Source organism: Candidatus Dormiibacterota bacterium, from assembly GCA_035536395.1.
Lineage (GTDB): Bacteria > Patescibacteriota > Saccharimonadia > UBA4664 > DATLOE01 > DATLOE01.
In genome coordinates this window covers 1-24,415 of record DATLOE010000004.1, presented here as the reverse complement: position 1 = coordinate 24,415, position 24,415 = coordinate 1, and the positions used below count along the sequence as shown (strand labels likewise).

Annotated in this window: 23 protein-coding genes and 1 pseudogene; 23 read left to right on the top strand and 1 reads right to left on the bottom strand. The window is 49.7% G+C overall.

What is annotated here, in order from left to right:
- Nucleotides 1-107: 107 nt before the first annotated feature.
- Nucleotides 108-296, bottom strand: a pseudogene (gene rpmE / locus VNA68_01025) (50S ribosomal protein L31).
- A 199-nt stretch (nt 297-495) separates the two neighbouring features.
- Between rpmE and rpsB the strand changes: the two are divergent.
- The 23 genes from rpsB to VNA68_00910 form a co-directional block, all read left to right on the top strand.
- Nucleotides 496-1,260 (top strand): 30S ribosomal protein S2, encoded by a 765-nt coding sequence (gene rpsB, locus VNA68_01020; protein ID HVE80709.1) that lies wholly within the window; start codon nt 496-498, stop codon nt 1,258-1,260.
- A gap of 11 nt (nt 1,261-1,271) precedes the next feature.
- Nucleotides 1,272-1,868 (top strand): translation elongation factor Ts, encoded by a 597-nt coding sequence (gene tsf, locus VNA68_01015; protein HVE80708.1) that lies wholly within the window; start codon nt 1,272-1,274, stop codon nt 1,866-1,868.
- On the top strand, nt 1,868-2,431 hold the full coding sequence (gene frr / locus VNA68_01010; protein HVE80707.1) for a ribosome recycling factor: 564 nt from the start codon (nt 1,868-1,870) through the stop codon (nt 2,429-2,431). The genes tsf and frr overlap by 1 nt, the downstream gene beginning before the upstream one ends.
- Before the next feature lie 29 nt (nt 2,432-2,460).
- Entirely contained in the window at nt 2,461-3,189 is a 729-nt protein-coding gene (gene uppS / locus VNA68_01005; GenBank protein HVE80706.1) for a polyprenyl diphosphate synthase, read from the top strand.
- A 122-nt stretch (nt 3,190-3,311) separates the two neighbouring features.
- A complete protein-coding gene (locus VNA68_01000) occupies nt 3,312-4,388 on the top strand; it encodes a site-2 protease family protein (GenBank protein HVE80705.1) in 1,077 nt (358 codons plus the stop codon).
- Between the two features lie 36 nt (nt 4,389-4,424).
- The gene (locus VNA68_00995; protein ID HVE80704.1) at nt 4,425-5,672 is read left to right on the top strand and encodes an aminoacyl--tRNA ligase-related protein; all 1,248 of its coding nucleotides are present in this window, start codon (nt 4,425-4,427) and stop codon (nt 5,670-5,672) included.
- 187 nt (nt 5,673-5,859) lie between these two features.
- Nucleotides 5,860-6,915, top strand: a complete 1,056-nt coding sequence (locus VNA68_00990) for a rod shape-determining protein (GenBank protein ID HVE80703.1) — start codon at nt 5,860-5,862, stop codon at nt 6,913-6,915.
- 7 nt (nt 6,916-6,922) lie between these two features.
- Nucleotides 6,923-7,720, top strand: coding sequence for a rod shape-determining protein MreC (gene mreC, locus VNA68_00985; protein HVE80702.1), 798 nt, complete (start codon nt 6,923-6,925; stop codon nt 7,718-7,720).
- A gap of 2 nt (nt 7,721-7,722) precedes the next feature.
- Nucleotides 7,723-8,235, top strand: a complete 513-nt coding sequence (locus VNA68_00980) for a hypothetical protein (GenBank protein HVE80701.1) — start codon at nt 7,723-7,725, stop codon at nt 8,233-8,235.
- Complete coding sequence (gene mrdA / locus VNA68_00975; protein HVE80700.1) at nt 8,232-10,265, top strand: penicillin-binding protein 2; 2,034 nt, start codon at nt 8,232-8,234, stop codon at nt 10,263-10,265. The genes VNA68_00980 and mrdA overlap by 4 nt, the downstream gene beginning before the upstream one ends.
- A gap of 168 nt (nt 10,266-10,433) precedes the next feature.
- A complete protein-coding gene (gene greA / locus VNA68_00970) occupies nt 10,434-10,910 on the top strand; it encodes a transcription elongation factor GreA (GenBank protein ID HVE80699.1) in 477 nt (158 codons plus the stop codon).
- Between the two features lie 73 nt (nt 10,911-10,983).
- Nucleotides 10,984-12,516 carry a lysine--tRNA ligase gene (gene lysS, locus VNA68_00965; protein ID HVE80698.1) on the top strand — a complete coding sequence of 511 codons (1,533 nt, stop codon included), beginning with the start codon at nt 10,984-10,986 and terminating at the stop codon, nt 12,514-12,516.
- 33 nt (nt 12,517-12,549) lie between these two features.
- A complete protein-coding gene (serS, locus tag VNA68_00960) occupies nt 12,550-13,773 on the top strand; it encodes a serine--tRNA ligase (GenBank protein ID HVE80697.1) in 1,224 nt (407 codons plus the stop codon).
- The gene (raiA, locus tag VNA68_00955) at nt 13,770-14,129 is read left to right on the top strand and encodes a ribosome-associated translation inhibitor RaiA (protein HVE80696.1); all 360 of its coding nucleotides are present in this window, start codon (nt 13,770-13,772) and stop codon (nt 14,127-14,129) included. The genes serS and raiA overlap by 4 nt, the downstream gene beginning before the upstream one ends.
- A gap of 51 nt (nt 14,130-14,180) precedes the next feature.
- Nucleotides 14,181-16,802 carry a preprotein translocase subunit SecA gene (gene secA, locus VNA68_00950; GenBank protein ID HVE80695.1) on the top strand — a complete coding sequence of 874 codons (2,622 nt, stop codon included), beginning with the start codon at nt 14,181-14,183 and terminating at the stop codon, nt 16,800-16,802.
- Between the two features lie 299 nt (nt 16,803-17,101).
- A complete protein-coding gene (locus VNA68_00945; protein ID HVE80694.1) occupies nt 17,102-17,962 on the top strand; it encodes a hypothetical protein in 861 nt (286 codons plus the stop codon).
- A 176-nt stretch (nt 17,963-18,138) separates the two neighbouring features.
- Entirely contained in the window at nt 18,139-18,990 is an 852-nt protein-coding gene (locus VNA68_00940) for a hypothetical protein (GenBank protein HVE80693.1), read from the top strand.
- A gap of 145 nt (nt 18,991-19,135) precedes the next feature.
- Complete coding sequence (locus VNA68_00935) at nt 19,136-19,936, top strand: hypothetical protein (GenBank protein ID HVE80692.1); 801 nt, start codon at nt 19,136-19,138, stop codon at nt 19,934-19,936.
- 68 nt (nt 19,937-20,004) lie between these two features.
- Nucleotides 20,005-21,099: a peptide chain release factor 2 gene (gene prfB / locus VNA68_00930; protein HVE80691.1), complete on the top strand. Its 1,095-nt coding sequence runs from the start codon at nt 20,005-20,007 to the stop codon at nt 21,097-21,099.
- Nucleotides 21,100-21,227: 128 nt separating this feature from the next.
- A complete protein-coding gene (locus tag VNA68_00925; GenBank protein HVE80690.1) occupies nt 21,228-22,262 on the top strand; it encodes a peptidoglycan DD-metalloendopeptidase family protein in 1,035 nt (344 codons plus the stop codon).
- A gap of 39 nt (nt 22,263-22,301) precedes the next feature.
- Nucleotides 22,302-22,985 (top strand): ATP-binding cassette domain-containing protein, encoded by a 684-nt coding sequence (locus VNA68_00920; protein ID HVE80689.1) that lies wholly within the window; start codon nt 22,302-22,304, stop codon nt 22,983-22,985.
- Nucleotides 22,986-22,988: 3 nt separating this feature from the next.
- A complete protein-coding gene (locus tag VNA68_00915; GenBank protein ID HVE80688.1) occupies nt 22,989-23,906 on the top strand; it encodes a permease-like cell division protein FtsX in 918 nt (305 codons plus the stop codon).
- Nucleotides 23,907-24,178: 272 nt separating this feature from the next.
- The coding region (locus VNA68_00910; protein HVE80687.1) for a hypothetical protein at nt 24,179-24,415 on the top strand (237 nt) is incomplete at its 3' end.

Sequence of the window (24,415 nt, the reverse complement as noted above, 5' to 3'; positions counted from 1 at the left end):
TCTACGGTTTCTTCTTTGATTTCTTCTGCAATCTCTTCTATAACAGCATCATCAGGTTTAGCTTCGGCTTTTACGCCCTTAGATTTTAGCTTTTCGGCCTGCAGCTTACGGGCCTTGAATTTCTCCACCCGGCCAGCGGTATCTACCAGCTTCTGCTTGCCAGTGTAGAAGGGGTGGCATTTAGAGCAGATTTCCACGGTAATAGAAGGCACAGTGGCTCGGGTCGTAAACTCGATGCCGCAACCGTTGCACTTTACCTTAGTATCCATAATTTCGGGGTGGATATCTGATTTCATAACTTGACTAATATACCCTAATTAAACCTGTAGGTCAATTGTAAGGCCAGTTGAGATATTCCTGCGGGGTATGTCTTGTATAATGCCTTGAACAAGCCGAAGTTATCTGGTAGAGTACATAAGTCATAATTAATGAATCAGCCTGTCTATACAATCCTCCCGGGTTTACCGGGCCAGACAGGTGAAGGAAAGGAATAACTTGTCAGAGAGTAAACTAAAGGAGCTTTTAGAAGCCGGTGCCCACTTTGGCCACCAAACGCGACGCTGGAACCCTAAAATGGGCCAGTTTATTTTTGGCGTACGCGGCGGCATACACATCATAGATCTAACCAAGACAGTCGATTTGCTGGATTCAGCAGCTGCCATTGTTAAAAACGTAACTGAGCAGGGAGGCAAGGTGCTCTTCGTCGGTACCAAGCGCCAGGCGCGTTCAATCGTAGCCGGTGAGGCCGGGGCGGCCGGTATGCCCTACATCTGCGAGCGCTGGCTAGGCGGCATGCTGACCAATTTTCGTACTATCCGTTCGCGCATCAACCGGTTGAAGGAAATTGAAGAGGGTTTTGAGTCGGGTGATTACGAAGCCAAGTTTAATAAAAAAGAGCAGCTACGACTTAAGGCTGAGCAGGATAAACTGGCCAGAATCTTTAATGGCATTAAGAACATGGATGAGATGCCAAGGATTGTGTTTGTGGTAGATACTGCCAGAGAAGATATAGCGATTGCTGAGGCTAATAACTTAAAAATACCGGTCATTGCGATTGCCGACAGTAATACCAACCCGGACCGAATAGATTACCCGATTCCGGCAAATGATGACTCTATTAAATCCATTAAACTAATAACCAGCACGATTGCCGAAGCCGCAGCAGAAGGTGCAAAGGTATACGCAAAAACCGCCAAAGAGCAGGCTGATGCCGAGGCAGCCAAGGCAGCCGAAGAGCCAGCCAAAGCAGCAGCTAAGTAGAAAGGAAGCCGATGTCTGTACCGATCGAAGATATTAAGAAACTGCGGGCCATGACCGGCGCCGGTATGATGAGTGCCAAGAAAGCTCTAGAGGAGGCGAGTGGAGATATCGATAAAGCGATTGAAGTTTTGCGATTGCAGGGCCAAGCCTCTGCCGCCAAGAGAGCAGATCGCGAAGCAAAAAATGGCTTGATAGAAGCATACGTGCATGTTGGTAAAATTGGCGCCTTGGTAGAGCTGAACTGCGAAACCGACTTTGTTGCCCGAACAGACGACTTTAAAGCTTTTGCCAAAGATATAGCCATGCACGTGACGGCTACCGACCCCCAGTATCTGAGCCCCGATACAGTGCCAGAGGAAGTAATTGAGAAAGAAAAAGAACTGTATCTGGCCGAATTGGAATCAGCTGGTAAACCAGACGCGGTTAAAGAAAAAATCATCCAGGGTAAGTTAGATAAATATTACGAAGCGGTTTGTTTAACCCGTCAGCCGTTCGTAAAAGATCCAGACAAGACGATTGAGCAGCTGGTGCTGGACTTGAGCGCTAAGGTTGGCGAAAACGTAGTGATTCGGAGGTTTAAGCGGATTGAGCTGGGAGGGGCAGAGTAATGACTGCAGCTGAACTGGTAAGCGGAGTAGATGCACGCTTTAAAAAAGCTCTCGAACACTTAGAGGAGGAGCTAAAAACCCTTAGAACCGGTCGGGCGCAGACTGCAATGGTAGAGAATGTTACCGTTGAGCAGTACGGCCAGCCGATGCTGCTTAAAGCTGTAGCCACCATCAGCACACCAGATGCCAGTACAATCGCTATTTCACCCTGGGATCGCAATATGGTGGAAGTAATAGAAAAGGCTCTGCGCGAAAGTAAGTCTCTTAGCCTTAACCCGTCTAGTGACGGCACAACAGTTCGCATTAATATTCCCTCGATGACAGAAGAAGCTAGGCGCGAAATAGTAAAGCAGTTGGGTACGAAAGTCGAGCAGTGCCATATTGCTCTGCGTAATATTCGGCACGAAGTCTTGAACGAAGTACGTAAACTGGAGAAAGACAAGCAGATCGGCCAGGATGAATCCCGACGGGCAGAAACTGATTTGAATAAAAAAATCGAGCAGTATAACCAGAAGGCTGATGATATTGCGAGGCAAAAAGAGCAGGAGATATTAACAGTCTAAGCGGCTGAAAAAGAGTATAATTACTGATTATGTCTACCCAAACTGCCCAACCAACATCAATATCTGCGCATCAAGATTCAGTGCCTCAGCACATAGGCCTCATCTTAGACGGTAATCGCCGCTGGGCTAAAGATAATGGCCTGCCTTCGCTGGAGGGGCATCGCCGTGGCTCTGAGGTATTTAAGAATATGGCCAAAGCCGCCTTTGAGCGAGGCATTAAGTACGTTTCGGTTTATGTTTTTTCTACCGAGAACTGGAATCGAAGCAAGGAAGAGGTTGGCTACTTAATGGATCTCTTCTATAAACTAGCTAAAAAAGACACCGACTACCTGCACAAGCAGAACATCAAAGTGCTTTTTATTGGCTCACTGGAAGGCTTGAGCACGAAAGTGGTTACTGCCATGCGAGAGGCCGAGGTTAAAACCAAAGATAATACTGCAGGAACATTAGCAATTTGTTTGAATTATGGCGGCCAGTTGGAGATTGCCGACGCGGTCAAGAAGATGGTAGGTGATGGCGTAAAGCAGCAAGAAATTACCCCAGAGAAGATCGATGAGTATCTGTATGCCCCCGGTGTACCCTCGGTTGACTTAGTTATTCGAACGTCTGGCGAGCAGAGGCTTTCTAACTTCATGCTCTGGCGTTCGGCTTACTCTGAACTCTTATTCGTTAAAAAACATTGGCCCGACTTCACCGAAGCCGACTTAGATGAGGCGTTGGCTGAGTACGCTCGTCGCCAGCGCCGCTACGGCTCTTAAAGACTATCTTCGCATTTCGGCATCAAAGCTTGTACGCCTTCTCGGCATACTCGCTTACTATTTTGAACTGTATCCCAGACAGTTTTCAGATTATTAAAGAGGGGGTGCTACAATAACTAGGTATGCTTACGACTATTCTGTTAGTCCTCTTAATATTCGGTTTACTCGTCTTCATTCACGAACTCGGGCATTTTTGGGCTGCTAAGAAAGCAGGAGTTGTGGTAGAGGAGTTTGGCTTCGGCTTTCCGCCTAAGATTATCGGGCGGAAGTTTAAAGGCACTGTTTACTCGCTAAATTTCATTCCTTTAGGAGGGTTCGTAAAGCTCAAGGGTGAGGCTACTGGCGATACCGGAAAGGGCAGCTTTGGCGGCGCCAGTTTTGGGCACAAAATAAACATTTTACTGGCTGGGGTGACTATGAACGCAATAGGGGCCTATTTGATTCTTGTCTGGCTTTGTCTGACTGGCCTACCACCGATAATCCAGAACCAATTCAGCTCCGGCGAGGCAAAATTTGCCCAGCCCAAGCAGGTAATGGCCATAACCGTACAGGAAGGCTCGCCAGCCGAGAAAGCCGGCATTAAACGCGGCGATCTGTTACTTGGAGAGGCTGGTGGGCAGAGGTTTGCAACCGAAGATGACCTCTTGGCCTACACCAAATCCCATGCCGGCCGCACTGTTCAGCTTGAAGTGTTAAGAGACGGCCAGACTACTACCCGGACAGCCAAGCTTCTGTCGCCCGAGAATAAGCAGGGGCATTTGGGAGTGGCTCCGTTTCTAACTTACAAATTGAAGTATGGCCTGTTTGATTCTGTGGTAACAGCCGGCGGTATTACCGCGCAGATGATATGGGGTACCCTAGCGGCTTTTGGCGGCCTAGTAGCGGGCTTGATCGCGCAAGGCACTGTAAGCGAGCAGGTAGCCGGCCCGGTCGGTATTGTTGTTATTCTAAGCAATATCGCTCAGCTAGGAGCGGCTTATGTATTAGTATTCGTGGCTTCCATATCTATTTCTCTAGCGGTTATTAATGCTCTGCCGCTGCCGGCTTTGGATGGGGGGCGTTTACTTATGGTAGTGGCCCAAAAGCTGTTTGGTCGCAATCTGTCGGCCCAAGCCGAAGGGCTCATTCACACCGCGGGTTTTGTGGCGCTGATTATGCTGATGATTGCAGTCACTTACTCAGATATTAAACGCTTATGATAAACTAGGACGAAATGACAATACGGATATAAACTAATGAAATTATCTCAAACATTTGGCAGGACCCTAAAGATTGCCAGCGGAGAAAGCGAATCTGCTAACTACCAACTGCTTGTTCGCGGGGGGTTCATTCAGCAGGTAGGGGCCGGGGTTTATACTTATTTGCCACTAGGCCTAAAAGTATTGAATAAAATAGCGGATCTGGTGCGCAGCGACATGGATAAGCTTGGTGCCAGTGAAATCTTAATGCCCGTGCTCCACCCAAAAAATCTCTGGCAGAAAACCGGTCGCTGGGATAAGTTTGATGCTCTTTACCGACTTAAAGACAATGGCGGCCGGGAGATGGCTCTTGGCCCCACGCACGAAGAGACGGTTACCCCCTTGGCTCAGGCTTACCTTAATTCTTATAAGGATTTACCAGCCGCAGTTTACCAGATTCAAACCAAGTTTCGTGATGAGCCTAGAGCAAAAGGGGGATTGCTCCGCGGCCGGGAGTTTTTAATGAAAGACCTCTACAGCTTCCATGCAGATTCGAAAGATTTAGATAATTATTACGAGTTAGTGAAGAAAGCCTACCAGACCGCCTTCCACAACTTGGGGCTTGCAGTGCGAGTGGTGGAATCCACAGGTGGCGCTTTTAGCAAATACTCTCACGAGTTCCAGGTATTTCACCAATCTGGAGAAGATACAGTATTGTATTGTGAGGATTGCGATTTTGCCCAAAATAACGAGATCGCCAAAGTGAAGGCTGGGGACGCGTGCCCTGAGTGCAAGAAGAAAGAAGCTATTAAGCAAACTAATGCTATTGAGGTAGGTAATACCTTCAAGCTGGGTGACAGGTTTAGCCGTGATTTTGGCTTCAGTTATACGGATCAAAATGGCAAACAGCATCACCCCGTAATGGGCTGTTATGGCATAGGCATCAGTCGTGCTATGGGGGCGATAGTAGAGGTTTACAACGATGAGAAAGGTATTTTGTGGCCAAGAAATGTTGCCCCGGCCGATATACATTTGATATGTCTGGGTGATGACCAGAAAGTGAAGGCCGCTGCCGATAAGCTGTATCAGGATCTTCAGGACAACGGGAATGATGTGATATACGATGACCGCCTTGAAAGCGCCGGAATTAAGTTTACTGATGCCGATTTGATTGGCTGCCCGGTAAGGCTGACCGTTAGCCCCAAGACGCTAGAGCATGAATCGGCCGAGCTGAAATTCCGTAATATAGATAAGGCTAAATTAATTCCACTAGCTGAAGCGTCAGAGCCGCTCAAACAGAAGTAGTTTTGGCCATTATTGAGCACACAAATTGTACAGCACATCTGGTACTAGGTGTGGGTTTGAATTCGAACACCTTTTTTAACCTTGTTGCCCCTGATTGCTCCTGATAAACTACTAGCAAAGATGGTTATGTGAGCAGGTTGAGCTACTGGTGTTGGAGCTTAACGTAAATAAGGCAGTTAATCCAGATATGATAAATCGGATATTAGGAAAGTTTTCGCACGACATTGGCATAGATCTCGGTACGGCTAATACCCTGGTATATGTAAGGGGGCGAGGCATCGTTATTAGCGAGCCGAGTGTAGTGGCTATTAATACCAAAACCAACCAAATTCTAGCTATTGGTGAAGAAGCTAAAAACATGGTGGGTAAGACACCGGCCAGTATTGTAGCCACTAGACCTTTGGTTGATGGGGTGGTGAGCGATTTTGAGGTTACTGAGCAAATGTTGCGCTATTTTATAGAGAAGGTGCATACCGACCGCTACAGTTTTCTACCTAGACCTAGAGTGGTAATTGGCATTCCTTCAGGAGTAACGGAGGTTGAGAAGCGGGCAGTAGAAGACGCGGCTACCAACGCCGGTGCTAGGCAAACGTTTTTAATTGAAGAACCGATGGCTGCGGCAATCGGTAGTCGTCTGCCGATTCATGACGCGGCCGGTTCAATGGTGGTAGACATCGGCGGCGGTACGACCGAAGTGGCAATAATCTCCCTGGGCGGCATTGTTGCTTCCCGCAGCCTGCGTATAGCTGGTGATGAGCTGAACGAAGATATCATGAAATATGCCCGAGAGGAGTTTAATCTTCAAATTGGCGAACGGACTGCCGAGAATATCAAGATTGCTATCGGTTCAGCCTATCCTATACGGGCCGGCAAGCAAACCGCTCCGATGCGAGGGCGTGATCTAGTAACTGGCTTGCCTAAGCAGATTAATGTTTCAGCTGAGCAGATTAGGATGGCGCTAGCCAGAAGTGTCCGGGAGATTACCGACGCTATTCGTATTACGATTGAAGAAACACCACCCGAGCTAGTGTCAGACATTATGGAGCGTGGTATTGTGCTTGCCGGTGGAGGGGCACTACTTGCGGGGCTGGATACACTGCTGCATCAAGAAACTAATATGCCGATCTACATTGCAGATGACCCGCTGACTTCTGTTGCCAGAGGCACAGGCCTGGTCTTGGAAGACTTAGATTCCCTGAAAGACATTTTAGTACCGACTCAGTACGGTAAGATTACGGGCTAATGAGGCGATGAACAGAGGGCCCACCAAGCGATTGATAGCTTTAACCCTCTTGGGTGCCACCCTGGCTGTCGTGAACGCGGCCGGCGCTCTAGCGCCGGTAAAGGCGGCTATTGCTTATGCTATCGCTCCTGCCCAGATGACTTCAAGCCAGGCCGGTAGCTCTGGTGCTGGTTTCTTCGATGTGCTGTTCTCTATTAATCAACTATCACAGGAAAATAAGCGCTTACGGCAAGAGAATGCATCTCTGCGCCAGAGAATCAGCCAGAATACCGAACTGAAAGCCGAGAACGAGAGCCTGCGCAAACAGTTGAACTTTACTGCCATAGAAGCCAGCCGGCTAGTTGGCGGAGAGGTTATAGGCTATCAGCCTGATAATTTCAGGCACTTTATTACTATCAATCGTGGCAGCGCAGATGGTATTGCTTCGGGTATGGCCGTTGTTTCAGAAGGCTCGCTAGTAGGCACTATTAGTGAGGTTACTGCAGGTACTGCCAAAGTATTTTTGGTGGTTGATCCGAACTTTAGGGTGTCGGGTGTAGACCAGGACCGTCCCAGCCGCCCGACAGGTACGGTACGTGGCCAGATTGGTGGTGGGTTTTTAATGGATAAAATCGCCCAGAACGAAGATATCCGCCCTGGGGACGCGGTTATTACCAGCGGGCTTGGTACAAACATTCCGAAAGGCATCATGATTGGGCGCATAGAGACGGTGCAAAAGCTGGAAAACGGCGTGTTTCAGAATGCCCGTTTGGTTTCAGATCTGAAATTTAATCGGCTCGAATACGTCTACGTTATAGTGCGCTAACTATGAAAGTTTTTGCATACCTCCTAGCTATCATACTGATAATGGTCCTGCAGACCGGGTTTTTTGGCTTTATGCGGCCTTTGGGAGTAATACCAAATCTCATGATTGTAGCAATTATCATTGCTAGTTTGCGGTTCTCAGCTACTTTTACCCTAGCTCTGGCTATCGGGGGAGGACTACTCTTAGATATCACCAGCGGCAGCGATTTTGGCCTGCGAATGGCTTTTTACACCACCCTGGCTCTGGCCCTTATTATTGTCCGTCAGCTTGGATTTCATCTTGAATCATGGTGGGTTATGGCCGGAGCGGCAGCTATGGCGACCCTGGTATTTAACCTGGCTATTATAGCTGGTGCAGACGTTCAGCTGCAGACCTCTGATTTTAGCCAGATATCCTGGCTAATAGCCGCTGAGGTGATAGTGAATTCCCTAGGGGTAGTACTGGTACAGACCGGACTGCTTCTAGCTGGTAATTTGATAAGCCGGCCAAAAGGAGGGGGGATGCGAGCCCAGTGAAAAACGATAAACCCTTATTCGGCTACGCCGGTGAAGACCACCCCCGATCAGACAGAATGACGATCAAGCGCGATCAGCGAGGCAATGAGCGTTGGGCCGACGCTATTCTGCCGGCCGATGCCGCTGCGGGCGTGCTGGAGACGCCGACCAGCCGCCAGCCATTAGGGGTAATAGCGGCTGTCGTAGTGCTGTTATTCAGTATCCTAGTGGTGCAGCTCTTTAGGCTGCAGATTATCGGAGGGGAGCGCAATTTGAGTTTGGCTGAGGGTAATCGAATTCGGCAGAAAATCGTTCGCGCGCCCAGGGGAGTGGTTTATGATCGACACAAGATAGCATTGGCCAAGAACCTAGCCAGTTCTGAGGTAACGGTAGTGCCAAGCCTGCTCCCACGCGAGAAAGCCCAGCGGCAGGCGGTTTATGCTCGTGTAGCAGAGTTAACAGGAGTACCTGAGGCCGAAATAGCCGCAAAAGCAGAAGGCGATTGCATTAACCGGTCAGGTAAAACCGAGGCACTTAAGGAAAGAGCTCAGCAGATCTGCCTACTGCAGAACCAGCCGCAATTAATCACCCCCAGACTTGCGAGGGAAAAGGAGCTGCGGTTTGATGAGGCGATTCTCACAGTACCGGGTTTCAGCATAGATGTTAACCCGATTAGAGAATATCTAGACGGAGGTTCTTTGGCGGCTATCCTGGGCTATACAGGCCGGGTCAGCCCGGAGGATCTTAAGCGTAACCCTTCTTACATCTCTACCGACCTAGTGGGAAAGTTAGGAATCGAGCGTCAGTACGAAGATACCTTGCGGGGGCGTAACGGCAGCGAGCAGGCCGAAGTCGATTCAGGAGGCCGACCAGTTAAGCTTTTAACATCCAAACGGGCCGAACCAGGCCAGAACATCATGCTTTCAATCGACTGGGAACTGCAGAAGAAGCTGGCCGAATCGATTGCAGCCCAGCTAACGGCCAGTGGCAGTAAGCGCGGAGCCGGTATTGCCATGCATCCTAGAACTGGAGAGATTCTAGCTGCCGTTAATCTGCCAACGTACGATAATAATTTGTTTGCAAAAGGCATCAGTGCGGCCGATTATAAAAAACTAACGGATGACCCAGGCCAGCCTTTGTTTAATAAACTAACGGCCGGCGCTTATCCTTCGGGTTCGATTATTAAACCCTTGGTAGCAGCTGCGGCTTTGCAGGAAAAGGTAGTGGGCTCCGGTACAACCGTGAATGATTCAGGCCAGCTGGAGATCACTAACCGCTACGACCCAAACGTTAAGTATACTTTTCGTAGTTACGAGCCGGGTGGCTTGGGGGTGGTGAACCTAGTAAGAGCCCTAGCGCTCAGCTCAAACGTGTACTTTTATACCGTCGGTGGGGGCTATGGAAATATCAAGGGTTTGGGGGTGGATCGTTTAGTGAGCTACTATCACAAGTTTGGATTAGGTCAGAAACCAGAGGTGGATATTCCCGAACAGTCAGCGGGCCGCGTACCTACCCCAGAGTACAAAAAGCGCCTCAGCGGCGAGTCGTGGGTACTGGGGGACTCGTACAATATTGCCGTGGGCCAGGGAGACATGCTGGTTTCACCCCTTCAGATGGCAGTGGCTATTTCGGCGATTGCTAATGGCGGCGATATCATTAGACCACATTTCTTTAAAGCCTCACTGGATGGCGCTGGCAATCCTACTGCTACGGCCAAGTCAGAGGTAGTACGCAAGGGCTTTATTGATCCGCAGCACTTGGCAACTGTTCGTGAAGGTATGCGCCAGGCAGTTACCACCGGCACGGCCTGTTGTTTGATAGAGGAGCAGGTTCCGGTACCAGTGGCAGCCAAGACCGGTACGGCTGAAACTGACCCCGAGGGCAAGCGCGCCCCGCATGCTTGGTTTGAAGCCTTCGCCCCATATAATGATCCTCAAATTGTAATTGTTGTACTGATAGAGAATTCTGGAGAGGGTGCCCAGTATGCCGCGCCGGCGGTTAGAGATACTTTGGCCTGGTGCTTTAAGCGCCCCCAGGGATGCGTAAAGTAATCCCTTTTAAAAGCCAAAATCTTAAGTTTATTTATAATTGACAATAGTAACTATTGACGCTTTAAGCCGGTTGGCTGAAAATAGTAGGGCAATAGGCATTTAAGAGGCTCGAGGTCACACCTCGAGAATTTTTTTCAGCCTACTGCTGCGACAGAAAGGAAAACCAGTATGCAAAACACAACTAACAAGAGAGACTTTTACCTGACCAAAGAAGGGGTAGAAAAGCTCAAGGAAGAACTTCACGATTTAACCCACAACCAGCGTCAGGCAGTTGCACGTGAGCTTAAAGAAGCCAAAGAGTACGGGGACTTAAGCGAGAACGCCTCGTATGATGCAGCCAAAGACCACCAGTCATTTGTAGAGGGTCGTATTGCTGAGATTGAACATATTCTGAAAAACGCTGTAATTATTGAAACCCCCAAGACTAATGGGGCAGTTGGCATTGGCTCAACCGTCCATATTGAGGTTGAAGGAGGTGTACAAAAATTCACAATTGTAGGCACGCATGAAGCTAACCCAGAAGAGGGTAAAATTTCGAATGAATCTCCGATCGGCCAGGCTCTCTTGGGCAAGAAGAAGGGCGACGAAATTGCCGTAGAGGTTCCCTCCGGGACTATGACCTATAAAGTCAAACATATAGAATAAACTCTGTTTTTGGAAAAAGAGCCCGAGAGGGCTCTTTTTTGTTTGTGAAGGCTTAATTGCTACAATACATGTAATGACAAATTTAACTGACAGTAAGTATTGGCTAGATGTTACCGCCGAAGAAATTATTAAACGGTACCCCAAGGGTGAAGTTATAGTTTCAAGCGGTATATCCCCCTCGGCTTCCTACCATATCGGCCACTATAGGGAAATCATAACGGCAGATGCGCTGGCTTGGGCTGTGCGCGAACGTGGGCGCAAAGCACGGCATATCCATGTGGTAGATAATTTCGACCCGTTGCGCAAACGCTATGATTTTCTGCCCAAAAAGTATGAAAAATACGTTGGCTGGCCGATCTGCCTGGTGCCCGACCCTAATGGTGACTGCCATAAATCTTATGCTGAGCATTTCTTTGGTGAATTCCAGCAGTATTTCGAGCCCATGGGGATAAAAGCAGAAGTCGTACGCAGCTATGAAGAGCTATACAAGACCGGCCGTATGACAAGCTATATAGAGAAGGTTATCCAGCATGTGCAGGAGATAAAGGGTATTTTCGAAAAACTGGCCAACCGCAGCCTGCCAAAAGATTGGTTGCCGGTGTCGTTGATAGGCGAGAATAATAAATTAATTAGAGCTACTAAGGACAGCTGGGACCAGACAGCGAAGACCTTGGGCGGTATCAAGTATGATGACGGCCGTGCCAAGCTCGATTGGCGCTTGGATTGGCCAGCCAGATGGGCTGAACTAGGTGTGGATGTTGAGCCGTTTGGCATGCAAGAGCATGGAGCGGCCGGCGGCTCTTACGAAACTGGCGCTGAGTTTTGCCGGCATATATTTGGCGCCGAGCCGCCTTATGACGCTGGTCGGTATGGCCATATTCACTTGGCCGGTGAAGCAAAAAAAATGAGCTCATCTTACGGCAAAATTATTACTCCGAAAGAAGCTCTGGAGATTATGCCGCCCGAAATTCTGCGCTACTTCATCGTACGCAGCCGCCCGGAAAAGAAGCTGCAGTTCGACTCCGGCATTGGTTTGGCTAATCTCATTGACGAGTTTGCAGCAGCTGGCAGTGATGAAGGTCACGAATTTCGTGATGCCTATGAGTTCGCCGTTGCCGGTAATAAGGACCAAGTTATTTCCACTATTCCATTCAAGCACCTGGTTTCGGTTTACCAGGCGGCTAAAAGAGATGAACCGGAAACGCTCGAAATCTTAAGGCGCACAGACTATGAAGAGGCCGTTAAAGCTGAAGCCGATGTTATTAAGCGCGAACTGAAATTTGCTGGCAACTGGTTAAATAAATACGCCCCTGAAGAGATAAAGCTTGAACTGCAGGAAAAAATGCCGAAAATCGATTTAAGCTCCGGCCAGAAACAGTTCCTGACTAAGTTGGCCGACCTAGTAGAAGCTAAAAAGGCGGCAAGCGGCCAGGATATGCATGAGCTAATATACCAGGCTAAAGACGAGGCTGACCTTGCACCCCAGGAAGCATTCCAGGCTATTTATCGAGTGATTCTGGGGAAAGACTACGGGCCTAAGGCCGGATGGTTTTTGGCCAGCCTGGATAGTAAATGGTTGGTCGGGCGGCTGCGGTTTGAGGCTTAGCGTTTATCTCGTGCCTAGAGTACAATTACTATAATGATCGATATTAAACATCTGCGTGAAAATCCTGAAGAGTACAAACGCTCAGCAAAACTGCGTGGCGTAAAAGTAGATATTGATAAGCTGCTAGCTGCCGATAGGCAGCGTTCAGATGTGATGCGTGAAGTGGAGGGGCTGAGGTCCAAGCTTAATGTCGGCGGTAAGCCAACTCCGGCTGAACTTAAAGACCTACAGAATGTTAAAGAGCAGCTAGAGCAAAAAGCAGCCGATTTCGGCAAGCTGGATGGGCAGTATCACGACTTAATCAAACAGGCTCCCAATCTGCTTGCCGAGGATACTCCTGAGGGAGGCGAGGAATCAAATAAGGAAGAGAGGGCGTGGGGTAAAGCTAAACCGGCCAAGGTCGCCGGTCACGCCTCCTGGCTGCAAGAACATGACTTAATCGATTTCGAACGCGGTGCAAAGGTTGCCGGAGCCAAGTTTTACTACTTAAAAGGAGCGGCCGTTAAGCTTGAAATGGCTATTAAACGCCTGGGTCTTGAGGCAGCCGAGGCGGCCGGCTTCCTGCCTATGGATGTACCGCACCTGGTGAACGGGCGAATCGCAGACGGCACCGGTTTTAATCCTCAAGGTCCAGAACAGCAGATTTACAGTGTGGAGGGCGAGGACCTGCATTTGGTCGCAACGGCCGAAATGCCGCTAACCGGTTACCATGCAGATGAAATATTAGATCCTAAGCAGCTGCCAGCCCTTTATGTCGGCTGGAGCCCCTCTTACCGCCGCGAAGCCGGTTCCTATGGTAAGCATAGCAAGGGACTGTTTAGGGTTCATCAGTTTAATAAGCTTGAACTATACGTTTTCTGCGCGCCTGAGCAGAGCGACGAATGGCTACAGAAACTGGTGAAGCTTGAGGAGGATATCTGCCGTCAACTGGAGATACCGTATCGGGTAACAAGGACCGCCGCCGGAGATATGGGAGCGCCGCATTACCAGAAGTACGATGTGGAATATTGGAGCCCGGCAGAGGGTGAGTACCGTGAACTTACCAGTGCCGCTAATTGCACAGATTATCAAGCCCGCCGTTTGGATATTCGCACCCGCAATAACAAAGGCAGCACAATTCATGTGCATACTCTCAATGCCACAGCCGCGGCTATTAGTCGGGTGCTCATTGCACTGGTGGAAAATCACCAGACCCCTGATGGCAAAGTTAAGATTCCAAAGGCACTACGTGAATATTACGGGAGCGACTATCTATGATAGATCTGCAGATAACCGGCCGCCACTTTGAGCTTGACGCGCGAGTAGTAAAGTACGCCCAAAGTAAGCTAGGCCAACTAGACCGCTATATATTAAAACAAGTGCCACACGTACACGGCCATGTGGTTTTAGAATTCGATAAATCAGGGCGGGAAGACAACAGCTTTGTCTGTGAGGTTTCTATTAACCTGCCCAAATCCCAGCTATATGCCAAAGAAGCCACTCTGAACATGTATGCTGCTATAGATATCTGTGAAGCCAAAATCAAATCGCAAGTTCTTAAGTACAAAGAAAAGCATATGCCCAAGCGCGGCCGGCTGCTCAAATTCTGGAAACCCTCTGACGATAATTCTTAATCGCACCTCCAATCTGGTAAGTGGGCTTTGCTGTGCTAAGATAATTAGGTTATGAAACTGTTAACCAAACTGCTAGGGGACCCGAGCGCAAAACATGTTAATAAGGCGAAGCGGATCGTTCAGCAGATTAATAGCTGCGAATCACAGATTAAGTCTCTGTCAGATGCCAAGCTGAAACAGCAGACAAGAGCTTTTAAAGAGAGATTATCTGGAGGAGAGAGTCTTGATCGGCTGCTGCCCGAAGCCTTTGCTACGGTACGCGAGGCCGCCAGACGTTCTATCGGGCAACGGCACTATGATGTCCAGCTGGTCGGAGGTATTGTGCTGCACAGAGGTGATATTGCTGAGATGCGTACTGGTGAAGGTAAGACCCTGGTGGCTACAGCCCCGGTTTACCTGAATGCACTGGAGGGCAAGGGTGTGCATGTGGTGACAGTAAACGACTACCTAGCCCGCCGTGACGCCGGCTGGATGGGCAAAATTTACCATGCACTAGGCTTATCTACCGGGGTGATTATACACGACCAGGCTCTACTGTATGACCCTGCCTACACTAATGAACAGGCCGATGATGAGCGCTTGCAACATCTTAAGCCGGTTTCCCGCCGTGAGGCTTATGCTGCCGATATTACTTATGGCACTAATAATGAATTCGGTTTCGATTACCTGCGCGACAACATGGTGCGTGATGTGCGCGAAATGGTTCAGCGCCCACTGAATTATGCGATTGTAGATGAGGTCGATTCAATTCTAATAGATGAGGCCCGCACACCTTTAATTATTTCGGCTCCAGCAGAGGAGAGTACAGATAAGTACCAGCAGTTTGCGGCGCTTGCTAAGGGCCTTAAACTCAGCGCTCACTATACGGTAGATGAGAAAATGCGAGCCGTCAGCCTGAATGATGAAGGTATAAATGCACTCGAGAAGGCTTTAGGAATAGACAATATATATGAAGCCGGTGGTATAGAAGAGATTCATCACATTGAGCAATCGCTTAAGGCTGAGGCCTTGTTTAAACGCGATCGCGATTACGTGGTAAAAGAAGGCGAAATTATAATTGTAGATGAATTTACCGGCCGTTTGATGCATGGCCGGCGTTACAGCGAGGGTCTGCATCAGGCGATAGAGGCCAAAGAAAAGGTAGCTATTCGTCAGGAATCACTAACCCTAGCCACTGTTAGTTTTCAGAACTACTTTCGCTTGTACGGTAAGCTGGCCGGTATGACCGGTACGGCTGCCACTGAGGCCGAAGAGTTTCACAAAATATATAAGCTCGATGTGGTGATTGTTCCGACCCATCAGCCGATGGTGCGTCAGGATCATGCGGATCGTATATATAAGACTCACGCCGGAAAATTTGCTGCAGTCGTGAAAGATGTTCAGGAGTGTCACAAGAAGGGCCAACCAGTGCTCTTGGGTACGGTTTCTATCGAGAAAAACGAGCTTTTAAGCCGCTTGCTCAAGCAGGCCGGTGTGCCGCATCAAATTCTCAACGCCAAAAATAATGAGAAGGAGGCGGCAATAGTTTCCCAAGCCGGGCAAAAGGGAGCGGTAACGCTTGCTACCAACATCGCCGGCCGCGGTACCGACATTATGCTGGGAGAGGGCGTGACTAAGCTGGGTGGGTTGCATGTTATTGGCACCGAGCGTCATGAGTCGAGACGGATAGATAACCAGCTGCGTGGGCGATCCGGGCGGCAGGGCGACCCCGGTTCCTCTCGCTTTTATGTTTCACTAGAAGACGACTTAATGCGCATCTTCGGGGGCGAAAGGGTTGCGGGTCTAATGTCTAGTTTGGGAATGGATGAAGATACTCCTTTGGAGAACAAGATGATTAGCAAATCGCTGGAAAGCGCCCAGAAGAAGGTAGAGGGCCATAACTTTGATATCCGCAAACAGGTTGTTGAATACGATGATGTAATGAATAAGCACCGGGAGGTCATTTATGCCCGGCGGCGGAAGGCGCTGGAGCATGCCAACCTGCGCCCGGAGGTAGAGGAGATGCTGGAGCGCGAATTCGTGAATATTTCTACCGTTCACACCGATGCCCGTACCGGCATTATGGATACTGAAAAGGTGCTGGAGGCAGCCGCGTCCGTAATGCCGCTAGAGGAAGCCACTGCCGATAAGATTAAAAAAGCCGATCCTCGTGATGTGGTAGATATTCTTAAACAATATGCAGCCAAGCTCTATGACGAGCGCGAGAAGCAGTTTGGTGAGGAGGGTATGCGCATACTGGAGCGGCTGATGTACCTACAGATACTGGACAGGCTGTGGATCGAGCATTTAGAGGCGATGGATGGGCTTAGGGAGGGCATTGGGCTGAGAGCCATTGGCCAACGCGATCCGCTGGTAGAGTATAAGAGCGAAGGTTTCAGACTGTTTAAACGCCTCGTAGCATTAATGGAATCAGAGATTGCCGGTACCGTCTTTAAGGCTTCTATTGAGAAGCAGGAGATTCCGGCAGAAGAGGTGGAAACAGTTGTCACAAAGGCCTCCAAGCAGGCCGCTACTAATTTGGAAGAAGAGGGTTTGAGGGATAGTGTTAAGTCGGGCAAGATTGGCCGCAACGACCCCTGCCCTTGTGGATCTACCAAGAAGTATAAGAAGTGCGGGATGCTGAACACAGCAGAACACCAAACTAATATGAATAATTTGGCCGCATCTGCATAATAACTTTTGTAAACATGCATAAGAGTTATGTCTAAATCTATTGACAAAATAGCATAAGGATGATATATTACGGTATCGCTTTGTTTTGAGGTGCGTGCGAAATTAGAACTTTGCACAGCTCTTAACAGCCGGTCTTTGAAAATCGGATAGTCATGGGCTCTAAAAGCCCATTTCAGCGTGCTTAATGTGCGCGGGCAGTAGTCTGCTAGCACTTCCGTGCCGCCCACGAAGTGTTGGCAGTCTCATGCTCGCGTGCAAAAGAAGCGCGGCAGTCGACCACTCCTATATGGAGGTATGAAATGAAGAGGGTAATCATTTCCCTAACGGTCGCCGCCGCCTTTCTTCTGGCAGCGGTTCCCGTAAGTGCCCAGGCAGCAAGTGGGTACTGTGGTCCACCGGCAATGAGCAAGAAACAGATGATTCAGGGTTACGAGAGTAACCCCAAGCTCAAGCGGGCGGCCAATCGGTACGTACGCGCTCACTCGAAGTATTACCAGATTGCGGAGGATCAATCTTTCCGCAACTGGCTCGAGGGGCTGCAGTCGATCCGTGCTCCGCGTGGATTCCATGTTCGTACCAACACCTATTGCCCTGGCGGCAGTACCGTAGCTCCCTTTAAGGGACGCTACAACGTCAGCGGGTTGAGGGTGATGGCCAAGTGCGACACGACTACCTCCACCAAGAGGTACAAGAAGACGAAATATCGTCTATATTACGTCAAGAAGACCGTAAGGACGTGCATCGTCGTCGCCAAGGGCTACTGCCGGAATTTCGTTACCGCAAAGAAGATCGTAAAGATCAAGCGGAAGAAGTTCCAGAAGAAGCGCAAGCTGGTTAAGAAGAAGCCGAAAAAGGCTCAACCACCGGCGATCATCCAGCAGCAACAACAGCAGCAGGTGATCATCATCAACCAGCCAGGCCCATCGCAGCCACCACCACCGCCACCACCCCCACCTCCGCCTCCGACCAAGGATGGCACGGAAGGAGCTGGGACAGGCAACAGCGGAACACCCCAAAGCGGAGGAGCAGGTGCCGGAGATTCCGGTACCGCACCACCGCCTGACAGTTCGGGTGAGTTCTGCCGGGACGGTAACGGGGACATAGTTCCTGGCCATCCTGGTTCGGATGGGAGTTGCGCCGCGGGAGCCGCAGGCACCTAAACGGTGCGGGCGCAAGTAGCACGCTGAGTGGGGAGGGTCGAAAGACCCTCCCCACCACAGCTTTTAATTCCATGACTATCCGATTTGTATTCTGGCCACAGGCGGCACTTTAACAACCTGTTCAAGCGTAACTTTTCAGTAACTACTTATTAAACTTAAATTCTCTATAAGGAGATATGACTATGAATATAACCAAAAAGCGTTTGGCTGCCGCCGCCGCCTCAACCGCTGTTGCCCTGGCTCTGCCAGTTGCAGCACTGGCCAGCTACGGCCCGGCTCGCCCGACCTTCCAATGTGTGGCCCCTTCTAACTGTCCGGGTCCCAACTATGTAACTTTTAACTCTTACACCAATGCCCCCAACTATGGTGATGAGCGCGCTTTCTTTGACGGAAAAGACGCTGCCATTACTGCTAGTGGTGGGTTCCAGGATGTGATCCAGGTCCGCGATGGCGAGGAAGTCTACCTTCGGGTTTACATCCACAACAACGCCAACCCGGGTATAATGGCTCCATTTACGGCTCTTGCGCGTAACACTACCGTTCGCGTGCTTCTGCCGACTAGCCAGAAAACCGATAATTTTGCTGCCGCTATGATTAGCGCCGACAACGCTACCCCCGGTACAGTTAGCGATACGCTGACTTTCCGCGGTGAGCGTCCGTTCAAGCTAAGCTACGTGCCTGGTTCGGCTAAGTTTGAGTATCGCCCAGATGGCTCTACTTGGACTGTCAGCCAGGTTCCAGACAGCATCGCAACCAGTGGTGCTAACTTAGGCGACATCAAAGGATGTTTCGAGTACTCAGGCTTCGTAACCTTAAAAGCTAAGGTCAGTATGCCTGGTCCGACCGCAACACCTCAGCCTACGCAGCCGACCCCAGCTCCGGCCCAGCCGGCCGTAGCTAAGCCGCTGCCGGAAACCGGTCCTGAAGCTGGACTCGCAGCTGCCGCTGGAACTGGCGCCATCGGCTATGCCGTTCGTGCCTACCGCCGCAGCCGCAAGGCTTTAGTCGACTCGTTACTGAATCGCTAACAGGTTAAAAAGAGTGCGGGGCTTCGGCCCCATAACTCACTTGGCGCTTTGTCGCCGTATACATTAAACCCCTCTTTGGAGGGGTTTAATGTTGTGCATTACCACATATTCCAGATCAACAAGCTATTGAAAAATCATACAAAAAGTGGTAATATATACAAAGTTCTTTGACCCGACAGAAAGGAACACCGTGTGGTGGCTGTTCGCAATATCAGCAGCGGCAGTTTTCTTGCTGTACTTGGTTTCGCTGCGCCAAACCAGCCGCCAGCGTATGGCGGAGGGAGAGACGGCGGACTTTCGGCAAAAGCAGACTATAACAGGTGTACTTTTAGCCTTTTTTCTGCTTTTTGCTGGTCTTATGGTGTACGACCTTGTTGATTCTAGCGGTGATAGCGGTGAAGATGCCGTTTCACAGCAAGAGTCACTTGAAGCTCCCTTGCTACCACGCCTCGGATTAGGGGCTGCAGAAGAGCAGTCAAGCGATGATCGGCGGGATAGCAGGGACTCTCGTAAGTCGCAGTCAAAGCCCAGATCAAGGGCCAACTCTACCAGCTCCACATCAGTATCCCAGGTGCAATCCGGCGGAGCTGCCTATCGGCCAAGCACTAGCACAGGCGGGCATGTATATCGGGCGCAAACCCGGCCAAGGGGGAGCAACCCCCAGGCAAGGGTCGTGGCACCCAAGCCAAGGGCTAAGCCTCGTCCAAGGGCTACGCCAAAGACTGCTGTGCCCCAGGCCCAGAACCAAGGGGCAAGTGGCCAGAGTCAAACGCAATGCTGGGAGCAGTACTGCCAGACGCAGGATCAAAGTCCAAGCGGGCAATCCCAATGCCAGGCTGGTCAATGCCAGGGCCAGGGAGCAGGGGATAGTAGCACAGCCCCGCCACCCGGTAACTCGGGCAAGTACTGCCTGGATGGCAACGGCGACCCCAAGCCTTGCGGGTAAAGAGACAAATAGCGGGGAGAGGCATATGCTTCTCCCCGCTAAACATTTAAAAAGGTATAATTTCTCTTATGCAGATAATAGTAAAAGAATTCAAACAGCTTGCGGCAACTATCGAGCAGGCTATGAAGCAACTGAATATCGAATCAGAAATGGACAAGCTAGAAAAGCTGCAGTCTGAGATGCGCGAACCCTCTTTTTGGGATAACCCCGAAGAGGCGGCTCGTATTTCTCAGCAAGCGACTGATCTAAAAAAACATACAGGCAGCTGGCAGGGTCTTTTAAATGAAGCCAAAGAGGCGCTAGCCTTAGCCGAAATGGGTGATGGTTCGCTAGAGCAAGAATTAACACACACATTTAAAAAGCTTACTAAAGAATATAGCCAAAGGGAGTTTGAGCTGAAGCTGTCCGGGCCGCACGACAAAAGCCCGGCCACCCTTTCTATCTATGCTGGCACCGGCGGCACGGATGCTCAGGACTGGGCTGAAATGCTACTACGTATGTATCTGCGGTTTAGCGAGAAAAACAGCTTTAAGACAGAAATCATCAACCAGTCTTCGGGCGAAGAGGCCGGTATAAAAAGCGTTACCTTTGAGGTGAATGGGCCATATGCTTTCGGCAAGCTCAAAAGCGAAAAGGGTGTGCACCGACTGGTACGGCTCAGCCCGTTTAACTCCGACAATCTGCGACAGACCTCGTTTGCATTGGTAGAAGTCCTTCCTCAGCTCGAGCACCCGGAACAAGTTGAGATCGATCCTAAAGACTTAAAGATCGATGTTTTTCGCGCCGGCGGACACGGCGGGCAGTCAGTAAACACTACCGATTCGGCCGTGCGGGTCACACATTTGCCGACCGGAACCGTGGTAACGATTCAAAACGAACGCTCGCAGCTGCAGAATAAAGAAAAAGCGATGGGAATACTTAAGGCTAAGCTGACGGCCTTAATGCTTGAACAGCAGAAGGCGGAGATAGGCGAGCTTAAAGGCTCACCGCAGTCGGCCGAATGGGGGAACCAAATCCGCTCATATATTTTGCATCCTTATACTAAGGTCAAGGATCACCGTACGGGTGCCGAAACCGCCCAGGCCAAGGCGGTGCTAGATGGCGAAATAGGCATTTTTATAGAAGCCTACCTTAAGAAGCAAATAGGTTCAGAAAATAAGTAAATTTCTTTAGGTTTTTTGCTTACTTAAGCGTTATAAACCATTTATGCTTAAAAACTTTGGCTTGCACAAGGCAAAATCATAACATAAAAAATTTGACCGCCTTTGGGATATGCGGTTAAATACCTCGCGTGGAGTTTAACCTTAATCGGTATGCACCGATTTTTTATTTAAGAATCATACTTACTATCTGCCTGCTTGTGTTGGCCGGCGGGGCACCAGTGGCCCACGCCCAGAGCTATAGTGATGTAAAGAATCAGCTTAATTCGCACGACAGGCGGGCAGCTGAGGTTCATAACCATATTAATAATTACGATGCTCAGATTCAGCGCATTGAAGGTGAGATTCGTGATACTACAGCTAAAATCACAGCTACGGGCGCGGCGATCGAAGAAGCCAAGCAGCGAATGGCGGCTAATCAGGCACTTCTAAAAGAACACATCCAGATTCAATACAAGCGCGCAGACACCAGTAGCCTGGAGATACTAGCAGGCTCAAATAGCTTTTCTGAATTTGTTGACCGCCAGCAATACGTGCAAGCTTCACAAGATAAAGTGACAGACCTGCTGAATGAAATAGTGAAGATTAAGAAAGAGCTAGAGAGACAAGCGGCGGAATTAAATAAGCTCAGCCAGCAGCTGACTGAGCAGCAAAATGGCTTAAACTACCAAAAGGCCTTGGCTGTGAACGAGCTAGCTACCGTCGAAGCCGCCAGGCAGCAGCTTAAAGCAAAGCTGGCTTCTATGCGTAACGGCGGTATGCCGACCGCAGGCGAAGAAGTCGGGCGGGGAGAGGTCATCGGCTATGAAGGCTCCAGCGGCTGTTCGACCGGTTCACACCTGCACTTTGAAGTACAAAGGAACGGTACGCCTGTTAACCCGCGCTCGGTGCTAGGGGGCGCCATGGGCTGGCCTTATTCTGGTGGGTTTACTGTCAACCAAGAATTCGGTCCGCCCAACTGGGCCGCTCCATACGGTTACCACTCGGGCTTAGACCTCAGCCAGCATTTTGGGGCGGCAGTTGTGGCCGCTGCAGCGGGCAGGGTGGTGTTTAGCGGCTACGACCGCAGCGGGTATGGTGACCATGTGATTATTGATCACGGTAATGGTTTAGTGACAATTTACGGTCATCTTGGTGCACGTAAATCAGATTACCCGGCCTGCTGACGTCTTTATTATCGACATAACTCTTGCTAAGATACTCTAGTGATTTTATTTGACCGCGTAACCAAAATGTACCCCAATAAATCGATAGCTCTTTCGGGCATTAATCTGCATATTCAGCCGAAAGAGTTCGTGACTATTGTGGGTGCTAGTGGCGCCGGCAAATCGACCTTAATCAAACTGCTGACCCGCGAGGAGATGCAGACCTCCGGTAAGATAATCGTCGGCGGGCTAGACTACGACAGCATTATTTATAAGAATGTTCCCCACCTGCGCCGCCGAATCGGTGTGGTGTATCAGGATTTCAAACTACTGCCGCGGCCGGTGTTCGAGAACATTTCCTTTGCGCTGGAAGTAGCCGGAGCTGGCAATCGCGAAATTAAGCGCAGTGTGCCGCGCGTTTTACAGCTGGTTGGTCTAAGCGGCAAGGAGCGCAATTTTCCCGGTGAGCTTTCTGGGGGAGAGCGCCAGAGGGTCTCGATTGCCCGCGCGCTGATCCGCCAGCCCAAGATCCTGATAGCCGATGAGCCTACTGGCAACCTAGATCCTAAGAACGCCTGGGAGATTATCGATCTGCTGCTGAAAATCAATCGCTTTGGCACAACTGTACTCTTAACCACTCATAATAAAGAGATTGTGAATGCGCTTAAGCGTCGCGTTATTACACTAAATCGCGGTAGAATAGTAAAAGATGAGGAGCAGGGCCGCTACACATTGCCCGACTAAACCATGATATTAACTGCTATTAGAATTACCCGTACCGGATTGCGCAACTTTGTGCGTAATGCCTGGCTTTCCACGGCTGCTACGGCCGTCATGACGGTTACGCTGACACTGGTGGCAGTTTCTTACATTTCAAATGTGGCTCTCACTCAAACCATCAAAGGTGTAGTAGAGAAGATAGACGTGTCGGTTTACCTGAAAGATTCGGCTACTCCTGAGCAGATTAATAACTTTAAATCGAAAATCGAATCACTAGAAAATGTCGAAGGTGTAAAGCTTGTCACCAAGGCCGATGCACTTAAATCTTACCGCGAACAGAATAAGGATAACCCCAAGCTACTGGAGGCTATTTCGGAGACAGACAACCCTCTGCCGGCCTCATTACTCATTAAGGCTAAAGATCCAAATAAACTACAGCCGGTGACTGATCTAGTGAACCAGCCCGAGTTCAAGCCGCTGATTCAGGAGCGGGATGGCATTAGCTACAGCGGTGACCGCAAGGCAACGATAGACCGTATTATACGCACCTCGAACTTCTTTAAAGCCACCGGCCTCGTTGCCTCGATCGTGTTTATTATCATCTCGACTTTAATCATCTTTAATACCATTCGCATGGCGATCTTTACCCGTAAGGAAGAGATAGAGATTATGAAGCTGGTGGGCGCTACCAATTGGTTCATACGCGGCCCGTTCATTTTTGAGGCCGCTCTCTATGGCATTATCGCAGCCGTGGTGGCGCTGATATTTATCTACACAGTCGTAATCAACGGGGCGCCAAAAGTCAGTAATTATCTAGATACCACCATGATTGTGACCTTCTTACGTGAGCATGCGGTACTGGTGGCTTTTGCTGAGCTTGCTATGGGTATATTGATTGGTGCCGGTTCGGCTATGTTTGCATTAAAGAGATATTTAAAACTGTAACGCCTTCCCCAGATCGCAATTACTTCGTTAAAAACTGCGTTGCTCGTTCAGCGTACGTACCCAGTACGCTTCACTCCGCTACTCATTTTGCCTTGTACTTCATCGGTCTGGATAAGGCTGAATTTTATATTCTCCATACCATAAGCTATATTGACTAACATAAGCGCAAAAGGGTATAATGATTATGTTTTAAGGGGGCCACGGTTATCCGTAGTCTAATCGGCAAAAACAAAAACAGAGTATACCTAGCTGCAGTTGCAGGCCTTGCGGTCGTGTCTGCAGCATTTTTCGTGTCACCAGCTTACGCCCTGACATTAGAAGAGCAGATTAGGCAGCTTAACCAAGAAGCCTCTAGTCAGCAGCAGCAGGCTGGTAGGTTACGGGCTCAGGGGGATACCTTGGCTAACAAGCTGGCCGGTATTAATGCCCAGGTGTCATCGATAACTGCGCAATTAAATGCCAGTAGGGCCAAGCAGGTTAAGCTAACCGAAGACATAGAGGCCGCCACC